Here is a 13,870-nt window from a genome sequence, read left to right as displayed (position 1 = left end):
AAGTTATGGAATAAAAATAGAGATGTTTTTGCAACTCATTGATTTTTTACCAAACACGTATAAAAACCAATAATATGAAAATAAACGACTGGCTAAAAGTTTACTTTCAATAAAATAAAAAAAGAACCTGCAAATTTGCAGATTCTCCTGATAATGATTTATATAAGTAAGACTCGAAAATATAATACAATGATTCAAAAATAAGTTCAAGTAAATCCAAAGAACCCGCTGGAGTTCGGGTTCTTTCAGAAGTGATGATGTTTTCTCGGATTTGCAAAGTGAGAAAATACAAGAATATAATACATCGAGATTTAGAGAATTTCAATACTTAAATTAGAGGTTATTTTAATATGATGTAACATTAGCATTTTGAAGGAATAGCAATGAATACCTTATACATTTCCAGTCTACATAACGCTTTATTATCAGTAGAAAGAAAAAGTAAATCCCTACTTTCACAAGAAATCCGCCTTTTTACTCTATTCATTTTTTGATACATTCCCATCCACGGTTTTAGGGTTCTCTTTTGTACTGTGTTAGCTGAAAAATTTTATAAATCATAATTCGTTTTTCCTCCACCTGTTTCACCCTTTCTACACCCTAGTTTTACAAAATAAGAGGTCATCAAAACTTATATTTATTACTTTCTGTTATCTCCTCTCTCTTGTTCTATGCATAGTCTATTTGAATTTTTATTAGCTACTAAAAAAATTTACAGGACGATTAAATAAAGCCAAGTGCATTGCACTCGGCTTTATGTTATGGTCGATTAAACATTTTTACTTCAGACGTATTAAACTGATGTAGATAGTCTTTAGTAGAAGTATAGCCTGAATTCATGAGTGTTTTCTTTTCTTCTTCTGTGATATCGAAATTAAATGACGGCGTAAAGAATGTATTGATAAATACAGTGCGGGCAGCATCTTCTTTGGTTGTTTTTCCACTCTCATGACCTTTGATCATGGTTTGAGACAAATTCCATGCAAAATGAATAAGAGAATGGCCAATATGATGTTCTGTTGAAGTTGCGATATGTTTTAACATGGCAACCTCGGCCTGGGATTCTAAACGGAAACCTAGTGTTTCTTTGTTGTAGACAATTTCATCTGTAGGATCAAAGAAAGATGCATTGTATTTCGTGTGTAAGCTACTTAGTGTAGAATGATCCTCCATATTGCTTATCAATTTATTAACCTCGTCAATCGTATCTGTGGTCGTGAAGTGTTCTTCCTTATTCACAAAACTTTTCCGATCAAATAAACGAATTGGGTAGTTATCGAGTACACCTCCGTCTACATAATAATCTTTATCCCATTCCACAGATTTAAAAAAGAATGGGATGGACATCGAAATCCGCACAGCAACTACTAACGGGACATCAGGTGTCGTTTCGCGAGAAAACGTACGAAGCTCGTGTGTAGAAACGTTCGTTCCTTGGAAAAACACGTCTTTTCCTGTTTTGTCATACAACTGCTGAAAAGTTGTGTCCTTACTCCCTGTCCACTTTTCAACAATCTTTCCTACCCACTCAGTGAAGAAATCCCCTTTATAGATACCAAAACCATCAAAAAATAAACGAATGTTATCTTGTACAATCGAAAAATCATCATCTTTAAACGCTTTGAAATTCATGTCTTTGTGGATTTTTACAAGATCTGCGAATGGAATAGAAAGACCTAAAAGTAATGCAGTAATCGCTCCTGCTGAAGTACCCCCAAATCGTTGTATTTCTGGTAAAATCCCTTCTTCATTTAGTGCACGGATGGCACCTATATAAGCGCTTCCCTTTACCCCGCCACCTTCAAATACTAAGTTACGAAATGGATATGCCATTATATACCTCCAATAGAGAAATTTTCGATCTGTTATAGTATCGGAATTATATTGAAATATATTCCAAATCTTATTGAAAAGGTTTCATGTCCTCCGATACGTATGGCCAAATTATCTTTATTCAATGGATGAATTGTTTGAAAGAGAAGGAATTTGCTTGGAATGGTAATTTAGTAAGATAGGAAACAGGAAGCGGAGCGCATCTTTGGATACACTGACTAATATCCCCTTTTGAAATTGTATATAACGTAACTTCTTTTCCAATGCATCCTCCTAGTAAAATCACGAGTAAGAAATCAAGGAACAACCTACATTTCATAAAGTCCTCACTCTCTTTAACATGCAATCCAGTAAAATAATTTTTTTCAAATACGTAGAAATATGGTTTAACCAGTAATCAATAAACAGGTCTTCTTACCTTAAGTAAACCTAAATCTATTTGTCTCCATACAGAAAGAGATAAATAGTTTTGTTCCTATTCATGAAATAGTACAATATATGCAAAATTACATATCTAATTAATTGCTTTTAATGTTATATTTTAATAGCGATGAATGCTATTATTTCATAAGTTGTCAACAAGCGTTATGTATGTATGAGAAAAAGGAAGGAGCCAAATAGGCCCCTTCCTTTTTCTACTAATTAACTAAATTACTCTCTGGTAAAAATTTAAATAGTAATGCTCATTTACAGGCGTCTCATTATGCATTAAACATGCTAACTTAGCTTGCTGTCGGAAAAAATAAAAACGATAGCATTAAGTTATTAAGAGACAAAAATTCATCAACACGAAGACAGATTTGTCTTGGCTAGATAAATTTGGTGATAAATACAGGAAGTAACTCTTACGATTCAATGATTCTTTTTCCTGCCTTCTACCCTTGCCACTTCTGTTTCATGACTTGTAAATAGAGATCTTCAAACTCGTTAAAATGGACGCGAAAAACACCTAATGTATCGATATAAGCAGAAATCACATCTTTTTCATTAAAATGGATACCTTCCTGTGCTAAGTCATAGCTATCATTAAGGCTGTATAAATCAAAATATTCTTCTTCCCAATACAGGCCTCTATTTACTAGTAATCGAGTAGAGCAAGTAATAGCTTGTTTAATATTCCATTTCTGAGCTACTAACTTTTCATTTAAGACTGAAAGAAGGATGTTTACCGAGGGGTTTTCATCAACTATGCGGCTATATGACAGTAAAGCCGATTCTATATATATCAGCTTTGCTTTAGACATTAAAGATATCTCCATAATTTCATATGGCGGGTGATCATTTGCTTCAATCAACCTATCGCACCATGAAATAACCTCCTCTCTATTCCAAAGTCCGCAGCCTAGTCCTAATGCATACAAGTGGGCTAAAGTTTGATAAGATTTCAATATGTTTCACCTTCAATTTAACTGTATAGTGGTATTGCATTCATTTTGGAAATAATCACGCTTAGTAATAAATATAATAAGCTGCCCAAACGGACAGCTTATTTGCATTAAAAACGCTACACATGAACTTTTGCTTTTTTTCGACGCACAAGCCACCAAACTAAAGATAGCAGTACTAGGGGAAACGGAAATATCTGAATAAACAAAAATACTTCCCAAAAATCGTGCATCGTACTACCAGGGGAATCTGTTGCCATCCCGCCAATAAAAAAAGACAATGGAATGACAAGTATATTTATACCTAAGCTAATCATTAGGAATGATAGATTCTTCTTCCAGATTACTGGTAATGCAGCCGCGATTAATAAAACCAATGCAGTACCCAGTATAAGAAACAGTGCTCCAAATAAAAATACAAAGTATAAAATAGCATTGATTAAAGGTTCCACAATAGCCCTCCTAAGGATTCATTCTATAGAAACACTCATGTTATTTAGAAAGTCAGGATGCTATACCTCTTAGTTGTCTTTCAATTTCTTCATCGCTATAGTCTTCATTTATCTGCTTAGAATACTTAATCTACTTGCTTATATTCTGGACTGCGTTAGGACATATGTTTCTATTGTACAACCAGCTGGCAAGAAACCCACACTTATCCCTGCTAATACGGTACCTTTAAAGGCTCTGTTCATATTCATTTGCCCCTTTTATCTTTTCGTATTTTTTCTCCATCCATAGACAGTCCATTATGAACGTTTTCATTATAAGTATTGTCTGCTGTTACTGTTTTACTTTCCTTACTATCTGTTTCGGCCCTGATTCTTCTCATTTACCGTTTCAGTATTACGCTTCAATCCGCATTATCATCACATAAAAAGGACATACCTATTCATATATACTCCTTTATTATTTTATATTGAAATAAATAATGGTTCAAAGTTATTTTGTGAAAATTATACAAAAATTAATAATTCATCGATTACCCAACAATAGATAATATGGATAAAGAAAAAATACTAGAGAATATCACATTGTAGTAGTCTCTAGTATCTTTTCATAGTATTTTAGCGGCTATGCAATACGGAGGGATAAAAAAGGACCTCTTACGGAAAGATAAGAGGTCATCAATAAGATAAAAATGTTGTATTTGAAACACGCGAGTTTCTAATTCACATCATAACACAATATATTCATATATTCAATATATACATTTAAGATAAGGAATATTACATCATTGAAGATTACGGTAAACCAGGAGATAGTGCTGAAAATGAACCTACTTTGCGCAACATTTTCCAAAAAAAGTATGCGGATGTCGCACCTGCTAAGACATTTTGAATAATCTTTGCAGCTGCTACATCAACGGGTAATTTATTGTATTTCCAATCTAGAGAATCAATTGTACAATCCCATACTTTTAAAACTAGTGAAATAGATCTTTTTAATTACATACTTAATTTATTTTTTAATGTCCAATATTTTTCTCCATTAGCTTCAAAAGAGAATTCTACCCATCCATTCGGATCTTCACGATAAATAAAGATGGTTGTTCCAGGAGTTACTGTACCAACTTTATTCTCCTCGACAGCTACATCTGGTCTACTTTTAATTTTTAAATTAAATGGATAAGGTACCTGATAGTAAGTAGCTGATGATACAACATTTGAGCTTGAACCGTCTGCATACATTTTATATGGAATTTCATTAGATAACGCGTCGACATCTAATGTTTCAGGATTCTTTGGTAATTTTTTTGCATATGTATAGTCTTCTACACGAAACGGTTTAATACGTTCCATAATACCCGCAATTTTCTTAGCCCAGCCTTTATCTGATGCATATTTCACGTTCATGCCAGTTAATGTTGACCCGTTATAATACATACCACTTTCTTCTAAATATCTTTCTCGTACATAATTAGCATTATAAGCAATACTATCGCCGTAGCTTGGTAAATATTTCGCATATTTAAACGGATCTCCATCATATGCACGTAGACCGAATAAATTATGTTTTTGATATGCGATTTCTGATTTTCCGTATCCAGATTCTAAAATCGCATGCGCTGCTAAATAATGAGCACTCACGCCATATTGATTTTGCGCATTGATAAAATCTTGTCCATGTCCAACTAAGGGACTATCTGAATGATATTTTGCAATAAAACTATCAATCTCTTGAGCTGTAATTTTCGAAGCCACTGTTAAATTTAAATCTTCATATGAAGTAGCAGTAATAACCTCTTTTTCATCGTTTAAATTTTGTTGTAACATATCTGTTTTTGCAGTAAGTTGAGCAGCTTCAGCACGTGTTATAAATCTATTTGGTTGCCAACCGTTCTCGGTACCATTAGAAATTTTTAAATCTATTAAAATATTGGCATGTTTTTCTCCCCAATGCCCTTTTAAATCTTCAAATCTAACCTGCTCGTTATGATTTGCTGTGCTTTGTAGTTTATATGCATTTACTAGCATGGTAGCCATAGCAGCACGAGTTACTTTTCCGGATGGATTAAAGATTCCATTCCCTTCACCTTTAACAATACCAGCTTTTTCAGCAGCAGCAATATAAGGAGTAGCCCAGTGGTTTTGTGAATCTGTAAAAGATGGTTTTGCATTAGGATCAATTTTTATACCTAAAACTTTTGTCATAATTTTTGTAGCCGAAGCTCTGTCTAAAGAGTCATTTGAACCAAAAGTTCCATCTGGATAACCATTTAATACCTGTTTATCAACTAAATAGTTAACTGATTTATCAGCCCATGTAGGAACATCAGGGAATTTATGAGTATCTGCTAAAATATTAGAAGAATAGGATAATATAGCTCCTGCAAGGATACCTGTTGCAATTAATTTGTGCTTCATTAAAATAAACACCTCTACCATTGTATTTATCAAATTGAGATTTTCTATTTTTATATTTACATGTTTGTAATAATAATAAAATCGTATTATCACGCATTCAATTTGATGTAACGAGTATAGTTACTTATATACACAAGTGTCAATGAATTTCTTTTACAAAAATACATAATATTTACATGATTTTATAATTGACTTATGTATAAATTTTGTAAAGGACCTTTTGATAGATTTTACCTGAAGAAATCTCTTTAGTTGTTAATTTGCCAATCTTTCTCGTTTACTATTAATCAATTAAAAAAAGAATTTTTTGTTTGAAAATCTTAAGTTGATGGATGTGTGAACGTACCGCTACTAAAATTCTTGCTTTTAATTTATTATTACTGTATTATATTTACGTATCAATATAAGGATTATGGTATATAAAAAGGAATCAAATCTATAAGTAAGATTTAAATCCTTTTCCAATTCAAAAAGATTTTGCCAAAATCTAATATAATTTATGCTTATCTTTTTAGTATGTATCTAGTAAAAACATATTTTTTATCCATAGAATTCTGCTTTCAATGATATGAATTAGTGTTCTAAACAAGGAATCCTACAAAGTGATCTGAAAAACCTGAGAGATATTGTATGTAGTTTGCTCATCTCCAGGTACTACAATAAAGAGCCTTACCTCTCTAGGCAAGACTCTACTAGTTTAGTTGTATACTATTTACATGATAACTAAGAAACAGAAAACATATAACACCAAATAACAGCACCCTATTACTCCTCCTACAGCTAATACCTGTTTAACCCAACTCTTAAATTTTTGATTACTGTAAATCGCTTGCACTCTTTCCATATTTCCTCCTATTAAAAAGAACCCTTAAAGACTCTCACCTCGCTATAGTACCATTAAAAAATGAATAATAGAGATCTAATGTATAAATATGCAATATTGCATACGGAAATGTATTGTTATAATTGTAAGCGCTTACTATAATAAGGTTATAAAGATTTATCACATCTTAATACGAAAAAGAGGAGAGAATAATATGGAAATCGCGATGGCAGTTTTAAAATTTATAGGTGGAGCAATCCCATTAATTCAAGAACTTCTAAAAGCATTTATGTAAATTCACTATTTAGCAATTATTTATAAAAATTATCATACAAATGATCTGTATATCAAAAATGAATTGGCTTACAGATCATTTGCGTGATCAAGGTCCCTTTAACATGACTAAGGGGCCTTTTTAAAATTTAAAAATAATTAAGGTTACGTCACATCACCATCAAGTTAGCAAAATAAAATGAAACTTTAACTTGATGGTGATGGGGTAACAGTTGTGATTTAGAGATAAGATGAGATTATACAAAGTTTTGCACGTCAGCGATACCGGAAATAAACTTCGCCTTTAGTAGCAAGAATCCCCAATAAAGATAGTCAACTTGCCTATTTAGGAATAGGAGTGTCAATTTAAATGATGCGTTCCAAGGCACTACTCTTCTTCTAAAATAGCATAATAATATTCATCCCACCATTCATTCCCATGTGGTATACACTTCCTGAAATAGCCTTCCCTTCTCATTCCAATCTTCTCCATTACTCGATATGATGGGGTATTTTGTGGCTGACATGTAGCTATAATCCTATGTAATTTCATTTCCTTAAAGCCATATTTCAATGTAGCTTGTGCTGCTTCAGAAGCATATCCTTTATTGAAATATTTAGGATTGAACACCCAACCAATCTCATATGTATGCTCACCAAAATATTTATGAAAAACTATATGACCAATCAGAATATCTTTATCAATTAATACTACAGGAAAGTTCTTAGCGTTTTCACCAATGTTTTCATTCACAAAGTTTCTTGTATTTTCTTCAGTAAAAACCCCTTCAGGTATGTATTTCATAACATTGATATCTGATGTATACTCATGAACAGCTTGCCAATCTTTGAACTCAAATTTTCGTATTAATAATCTTTCTGTTTTTATAAACATTTACTTTCCCCCCCCCCTCAAAAAATTGCAACTATATTTAAACTCCACTTTTAAGGTGAAAATACGGGCCAAACAAACTATCTTACAGCTTGACTTTAGAAACTTTAGGGATAATGCTTTGACAAATATATTATATAACAAATATTAACATCTACGGGATTTATTTTTGAAAATTATGTTAATTAATAAAGAAAGTAGTTTTTTCTTAGATATTATTGTTAATAACTGATGGTATCATTATATTTCATTCTGCAACTTATTTAGAAAAGCTATGTACATTTCGAAGAAGTTCTTCAATAAGTTTTGTTTTTTCATTTACCTTTGTGGCATATGTGAAATCACCATAACAATATGGATACCTAAAATTATTTTTATTTCCACCACAAGTATACATCGCTGGATTTTGATCAACTTTCATCTTAGAAAATTTTTTGGCCGAATCCTCCGAATGTTGTTTAACTTCTTGACTAGCAATAAAATCAATATACCCTGGCCCCATATTATAACTTTGAATAATTGTATCCATGCTAACATCCTTGTCCGTTCCATATTTGTACATTTTAGCAAAGTGCTTTACCCCCTGTTCAATGCTCAAGCTTGTCTCTTGAATTTCATTTGGCTTTAATCCAAGTGATTCAGATGACTGCATAGGATCGTTTCCCTCCCCTCTACTCTCTTGATACATAATTCCTAATAAAATTGGTGTTTTCTCTCCTAAATTATATTTTTCTAATTCTTTTTTTAAGGTAGACTCATATTGCAATACACGTTTTTCGGTGGCTTGCGCTTTATTTTGTTGAATATTGGTTTTATGATTAAAATATAGCATTCCAAGTATTGTTCCTAAGCCTAAAATACTAATAAGGAACACTTTTATAATTTGTTTTTTACTTGTATCCTTCATATATTCCTCCTCGTATAAGAAATTCAATTTTTCAAAGGTAATTGGTTATATACAAACTATGTAATGAACATCTATCTCCCGCCCTTTTTAGACTCATATATCAATACTTTAAGGTTTCAAGTTTAATATAAAAATTTAAAGATAAGGTAAAGATAAGATAAAGATAAAATAAAGGGTATTTTTAGCGTACTTTAAAAGATATTGCTACAAAGGGATATATGGGACAACTTGTTGATATGAATGGATTTAGTGATAATTGAAAGGTTATTGTACAAGTTATTAATTATGGAGACATCATTCCAGAAGATTTAACCTATCTTTTCAATATGCTTTATATAAAAACTACAACATAACATATAATAAAAAACGGCGAACCCTCCACCTAGGAGAATCCACCATCACAAATAACTAATTATTTCACACCTATTTTTTTTGCTTTCCTAGGGAGCCCGTCTTCCAGCACTTCCTCCCAAGCTGTTACACCTGGAATATGATATGATTGCATTTGAAACAGGGCTTTGGGAAGCAGCAGCTGTTCAGCAAAATTTTGATAACTCAACCGCTACAGAAGCGATGAAACAATCCTTATACTCTGTATGGAAAGCTGAGGAACTTGAACAATTATTTACCTATATGAAAGAACAAAAAGAAAAAGAAAAGCCACTCACATTAGCTGGTTTTGATATGAATTTGTTTTATAAATCTTCATTCCGCTCTTATGCAAAAGAATGGTTGCAAAAAGTAAATCCTGAAGTAAAGAGTGAATTTGATACAGCAGTGTCAGAGTTGATTGAACTGGATAGGTATTACAATAAAAATAAAACATATTTCAAAAATGATATTAGACTTTACGAAGATGCAGCAATACAATTATGTTGGCCCAAATATGATGGATTATCTTCCACAGCGTATCAAAGACCAAATGGACACAATTGGTGTATTTGCGTATAGCGGAAGCAGTTGGGATGATGTTAATGAAGATGTTATTCCTGTACATAATGAACATGAAGAACCAAGCGTTGAAAAAATCATCAGCCCGGTAGGAAGTCCCCATGTTTTCGTTAACTTAAAAGGAGAAAGTAACCGACCAGAAACTTCATGGATGTTTACTCCTACTGCAGCAAGTTATTGGGGAAATAAATTAAAAGAAGAAATCATGATTCCGACAGAACAATATGATGGCATTCTCTGGTTAGAAAAAATATCACCTTCTGTACTGAAGTGAAAAATAAGAGCCTCCAATAAAGTAATGGAGGCTCTTTTCAATTAAGTTAGAATTTGAGGCAAAGGCGCTAAGAAAGTCTTTATACTGCTTAATGTTTATTTGTACTCTATAACCATTATTTTGAACAATTTACCATTCCCCTTCAACTTGTACATATGGTCCTATAATCAATTTCCGCCTTTACAAAGAGTTCTGCGGTGTTCATCATGATAAACAGTTAACAAGAATAGCGAAGCAACGGCCTTGGAAATATGAAAATCCGCAAGGACTCGGAAACAATATATTTGGAATGTCTAATAATTCAATTTCATGAAAAGAATGACGGAATCTCGCAGCAATTGCAAATGCCATCACATCCACTCCCAGCTATACGTAAAGCACAATTAGTATATCAATAAGATCTATGTTTCGTGCAGAAATCCCCTTTTTCTCCCCAGACTTATCTACAAGAATAAAAAAGGAAACACAAGATATGTTCCCTTTTCACTATTTGTTTTCTACAATTTTAATTCCAATGTTTCTAGATGCAGAATAGATCCGATCCCTGGCAGGTAGACACCTTCCTCCTTCAGCAGGGATAAGGAAATTTCCGTTTCTACTAGTGACGGAAGATTGCGCACGCCAAATAATAATACTTTTCCCCCTATTGCCCAAATGACGCGGGGTATGCATGGAAATCGTAAGGTTGTTTATGTATGTAATTGTTCCTGTTCTTAAACATTTTAGGGTATCTATTTTTATTATATTTTGCTTTTTTAGTATCTCTTATTTTTATTGTTTGATTGTTATGACTGGCACTTGCTCGGTTTCGGAAATTTCACTGTAACCATAATAAAGTAGAAAAAACAATAAAATAATTGTCCAAATAAATATAAACACTTTGTAACTATACTTCATATGAAAAACCTCATTTTCCCTATATAAGTGAATGTACATACATCCTATAAATCCGATTACATAAATTATCAGATGTTTTAGTAGTAGAGAATCATTAAGTATTAGCAATTGTTATTCCATAAACATATCCAAGAAATCTTCAAAAAATATCATCTAGACATTTCATAAAAATGCACAGATAATATTTTTACGTTTAGCTAAGTAATGCTTATTATGTAATAAATCTTTATCTCTATTTCACCTTAATGTTTATATGTACAAGAGTCTGTGTAGCAACTAGGCTGTACTTTAAATATGTACTAAATTGTGTGTGGGAAAGGAAGCACATTTTATTTAAAGTTGTTACTTTAAACCCTTTAATTAGTTGGTAGTCTTCTTCATTCAGACAGAAAGGAAATTTAAAGTGTGCACGTATTTTCAACTCAGACTCTTTACTACACACACTCCTATACACATAAAACATCTATACCTTTCGTAACATTAAGGAAACAAAAGGGAAATGACATAGAAATGATTATAATATTTCGTAACAATCTTGTAACACAAATGTAACACAATGCATTTAATCGTACAATACTTTTTTAGCTAATTATCAACAAAGCATTGTTAATGCCATTAAAAGTACTTAAGTCTGCACTAATCGCAAACGCGGAACCGCCATCTTGTTTAATTTGATCCACTACACTTTCTGCTTCTTCTTTTCTTTTACTATAGTGAACAACGACTAACGCACCAGCCTGTGCCAAATGTAAGGCAATACTTCGGCCTATCCCTCTACTAGCCCCTGTTACTAATGCAATTTTCCCCTTCAATTTATTCATCTCATCATCCCCTTGTTTAAAAAATTCTACTTAGTTATATCACAAGATACCCTTTGAAATGTTGCTCACTAATTTGATATCCATAAAACCAAAAGGCCCACTCATAATTATAAGAGTCGGCCTTTTTACTTCACATATTGCATCCCTAACTGTTATGTACTTTGTATTAAGTATAATAAAGAATCTAGATGGTATTATAGGTAAGCTTAAACTAAAGTCAATTCATATACATTTTGCTTAGAGTTTCTGCATTTAAACCGTTCGTTTAGGCTTCTATGCATATATTCAATAAAATTTCAGCAATGCCTGTATTTTTCATCATTAATATTTTTGTTTCTTAGGCATGAGCATACTTTGAAAAATCCTAAAAACTAGTCGATAATCTTTTAGAATCTAACTTTCCTATAATACTCTTTGCTATTTCTTCAATATTTTCATTTAGAAAGAAATGATTACCTTCAAAAGAATGAAAAGTACACGTTTTACTTGTGTATCGTTCCCATTTTATTACTTGATCATATGTAGTAAATTCATCATTTTCCCCATTAAATATAAGAAAATCAATATCACATGGTTGTGTATTTTTGTCATGAATATACGTCTCAACGATTTTAAAATCTGCTCTTAGAATAGGGAGAAAGATCTCCATTAATTCTTCTGATTGCAGTACCCCAGATGGTGTACCTCCCATTGCAATAACTTCTCTTTTAAATTGCTCATTAGAAAGATTATGTCGGATATTTCTTATTTTACTATTTGGATGATTTCTACCGGACAAAACAAGAAATTCAGGCGATACGTTTTTAGAATCTTTTATTTTTCTGGCTACTTCATAGGCGATCAAACTTCCCATGCTATGCCCGAATAGAATGTAGGGCGAATCATCTATCTGCATAACTATTTTATTGTAGACATCATTTACTGCCTCTTCCATACTTTGGTACAAGTTTTCTTCAATTCTATATCCTCTACCAGCTAACTCTACCGGGACTACCTCAATATATGGATTAAAGTGATTTTTCCATTTTGCGTAACTAAACGCAGATCCCCCAGCATGCGGAAAGCAAAAAAGTTTAGTCTTCTGCATTGATTTTCTCCTTACTTTCAAATTTGTATATAGTTTGGCAAATTGTATAAATGTCTTTAATTATTATCTCTTGAGGAAATTCATCTCTTGTTGCACAAGCAGATAACTTATAATTTGGATCAATGTTATATTGTTTAAAGTAAAAGTTTTTAGGTATATGCTTGTATGAAATTGAAGTTCGTGATTCTTTTTTTATAGAGAATGAATTTAATGGGGTATAAAGCCCTTTTCCAATCGTTTTTATATAGCTTTCTTTTAATGTCCATAAATCATAAAAATAATTAATTTGTTCATCAGAATTCATATTAGATATATCATAAAATTCTTCCGCTGAAAAAAATTCTTTTGCTAATTTAAAAGCCTCTATTTCTGAAACTTTTTCTATATCAATACCCACATTAAAATTAGCAGTAGTACAAACCACCCATTCTCCTGAATGAGACACATTAAAATGAAAGTCAGAAAAGTTTTCAACAAAAGGTTTTCCATACTCATTATATATAAATCTAATTTCTTCATTATTAATTTTATACTTTTGGCAGATTAGAGATCGGATTAGTAAATCCCCTATCAGGGTCCTATTAATGTCGCATGAATTTAATAATCGCTTCATTCGCTCTTTCTTCCCATTTGAAACCAAGTTACTAAGTTTCTTAAACAAATGACTTTCAATATTCTTTGGTATTTTCACAGCGTGAATTTGTATGATAAATCACGTCCTTTTTTAAAGAATGGCTTCATATATGAACGTTACAGAAACTCAAATTAACTTTATTAAATTGCATATACAATAGAAAAGGTGCATATTTACATATCAATGAAAATATGCACCTTCCCTCAGTAATATCATCAGGCATTCG

Annotated in this window: 10 protein-coding genes and 5 pseudogenes; 4 read left to right on the top strand and 11 right to left on the bottom strand. The window is 32.1% G+C overall.

The genetic code is table 11. The annotated features are described in order from the left end of the window. Positions 1–759: 759 nt before the first annotated feature. From ACTFRU_RS00450 to ACTFRU_RS00440, 3 genes are all read right to left on the bottom strand, one after another. Entirely contained in the window at positions 760–1,833 is a 1,074-nt protein-coding gene (locus ACTFRU_RS00450) for a patatin-like phospholipase family protein (RefSeq protein WP_000331135.1), read from the bottom strand. A gap of 875 nt (positions 1,834–2,708) precedes the next feature. Continuing rightward, the gene (locus ACTFRU_RS00445) at positions 2,709–3,221 is read right to left on the bottom strand and encodes a hypothetical protein (protein ID WP_000844534.1); all 513 of its coding nucleotides are present in this window, start codon (positions 3,219–3,221) and stop codon (positions 2,709–2,711) included. 116 nt (positions 3,222–3,337) lie between these two features. Next, a complete protein-coding gene (locus ACTFRU_RS00440; protein WP_000433518.1) occupies positions 3,338–3,670 on the bottom strand; it encodes a hypothetical protein in 333 nt (110 codons plus the stop codon). A gap of 778 nt (positions 3,671–4,448) precedes the next feature. Here ACTFRU_RS00440 and ACTFRU_RS00435 point away from each other — a divergent pair. Beyond that, a pseudogene (locus tag ACTFRU_RS00435) lies at positions 4,449–4,541 on the top strand (peptidase M56); the annotation flags it as partial. On the opposite strand, the pseudogene ACTFRU_RS00430 reads toward ACTFRU_RS00435, so the two are convergent. Together ACTFRU_RS00430 and ACTFRU_RS00425 are read right to left on the bottom strand one after the other, a co-directional pair. After that, positions 4,529–4,642, bottom strand: a pseudogene (locus ACTFRU_RS00430) (polysaccharide deacetylase); the annotation flags it as partial. The pseudogenes ACTFRU_RS00435 and ACTFRU_RS00430 sit on opposite strands and share 13 nt — an antisense overlap. A 24-nt stretch (positions 4,643–4,666) precedes the next feature. Next, a complete protein-coding gene (locus ACTFRU_RS00425) occupies positions 4,667–6,085 on the bottom strand; it encodes an S-layer homology domain-containing protein (protein WP_000680975.1) in 1,419 nt (472 codons plus the stop codon). 932 nt (positions 6,086–7,017) lie between these two features. On the opposite strand from ACTFRU_RS00425, the gene ACTFRU_RS00420 reads away from it, so the two are divergent. Next, positions 7,018–7,203 carry a hypothetical protein gene (locus tag ACTFRU_RS00420; RefSeq protein ID WP_063547319.1) on the top strand — a complete coding sequence of 62 codons (186 nt, stop codon included), beginning with the start codon at positions 7,018–7,020 and terminating at the stop codon, positions 7,201–7,203. Between the two features lie 366 nt (positions 7,204–7,569). On the opposite strand, the gene ACTFRU_RS00415 is transcribed toward ACTFRU_RS00420, so the two are convergent. After that, positions 7,570–8,076 carry a GNAT family N-acetyltransferase gene (locus ACTFRU_RS00415; protein WP_000470146.1) on the bottom strand — a complete coding sequence of 169 codons (507 nt, stop codon included), beginning with the start codon at positions 8,074–8,076 and terminating at the stop codon, positions 7,570–7,572. Positions 8,077–8,332: 256 nt separating this feature from the next. Further along, positions 8,333–8,980: a lysozyme family protein gene (locus ACTFRU_RS00410; RefSeq protein WP_000655733.1), complete on the bottom strand. Its 648-nt coding sequence runs from the start codon at positions 8,978–8,980 to the stop codon at positions 8,333–8,335. A 212-nt stretch (positions 8,981–9,192) separates the two neighbouring features. On the opposite strand from ACTFRU_RS00410, the pseudogene ACTFRU_RS00405 reads away from it, so the two are divergent. After that, positions 9,193–9,315: pseudogene (locus ACTFRU_RS00405) on the top strand (vancomycin resistance histidine kinase VanS); the annotation flags it as partial. A gap of 136 nt (positions 9,316–9,451) precedes the next feature. Next, positions 9,452–10,205: pseudogene (locus ACTFRU_RS00400) on the top strand (erythromycin esterase family protein); the annotation flags it as partial. 204 nt (positions 10,206–10,409) lie between these two features. Here ACTFRU_RS00400 and ACTFRU_RS00395 read toward each other — a convergent pair. The 4 genes and pseudogenes from ACTFRU_RS00395 to ACTFRU_RS00380 all read right to left on the bottom strand — a co-directional run bounded on the left by ACTFRU_RS00395 (position 10,410) and on the right by ACTFRU_RS00380 (position 13,701). Then, positions 10,410–10,556 (bottom strand): hypothetical protein, encoded by a 147-nt coding sequence (locus ACTFRU_RS00395; RefSeq protein WP_006929300.1) that lies wholly within the window; start codon positions 10,554–10,556, stop codon positions 10,410–10,412. Between the two features lie 1,151 nt (positions 10,557–11,707). Next, positions 11,708–11,923 (bottom strand): annotated as a pseudogene (locus ACTFRU_RS00390) (SDR family NAD(P)-dependent oxidoreductase); the annotation flags it as partial. A 364-nt stretch (positions 11,924–12,287) separates the two neighbouring features. Then, complete coding sequence (locus ACTFRU_RS00385) at positions 12,288–13,010, bottom strand: thioesterase II family protein (RefSeq protein ID WP_088363502.1); 723 nt, start codon at positions 13,008–13,010, stop codon at positions 12,288–12,290. Then, a complete protein-coding gene (locus ACTFRU_RS00380; RefSeq protein ID WP_002042141.1) occupies positions 12,997–13,701 on the bottom strand; it encodes a 4'-phosphopantetheinyl transferase family protein in 705 nt (234 codons plus the stop codon). The genes ACTFRU_RS00385 and ACTFRU_RS00380 overlap by 14 nt, the downstream gene beginning before the upstream one ends. Positions 13,702–13,870 lie beyond the last annotated feature (169 nt).

Origin of the sequence: Bacillus cereus group sp. MYBK220-1 (genome assembly GCF_051916445.1) — a bacterium.
GTDB lineage: Bacteria > Bacillota > Bacilli > Bacillales > Bacillaceae_G > Bacillus_A > Bacillus_A cereus.
The sequence above is the reverse complement of the archived record's forward strand: the minus strand, read 5'-3'. Positions and strand labels throughout refer to the sequence as shown.

What these genes read in the sequence shown, in the direction of transcription:
- ACTFRU_RS00450 (WP_000331135.1), bottom strand. Translation starts at nt 1,833, where the DNA reads ATGGCATATCCATTTCGTAACTTAGTATTTGAAGGTGGCGGGGTAAAG.
- ACTFRU_RS00425 (WP_000680975.1), bottom strand. Translation starts at nt 6,085, where the DNA reads ATGAAGCACAAATTAATTGCAACAGGTATCCTTGCAGGAGCTATATTA.
- ACTFRU_RS00420 (WP_063547319.1), top strand. Translation starts at nt 7,018, where the DNA reads ATGCAATATTGCATACGGAAATGTATTGTTATAATTGTAAGCGCTTAC.
- ACTFRU_RS00415 (WP_000470146.1), bottom strand. Translation starts at nt 8,076, where the DNA reads ATGTTTATAAAAACAGAAAGATTATTAATACGAAAATTTGAGTTCAAA.
- ACTFRU_RS00410 (WP_000655733.1), bottom strand. Translation starts at nt 8,980, where the DNA reads ATGAAGGATACAAGTAAAAAACAAATTATAAAAGTGTTCCTTATTAGT.
- ACTFRU_RS00395 (WP_006929300.1), bottom strand. Translation starts at nt 10,556, where the DNA reads ATGGCATTTGCAATTGCTGCGAGATTCCGTCATTCTTTTCATGAAATT.
- ACTFRU_RS00385 (WP_088363502.1), bottom strand. Translation starts at nt 13,010, where the DNA reads ATGCAGAAGACTAAACTTTTTTGCTTTCCGCATGCTGGGGGATCTGCG.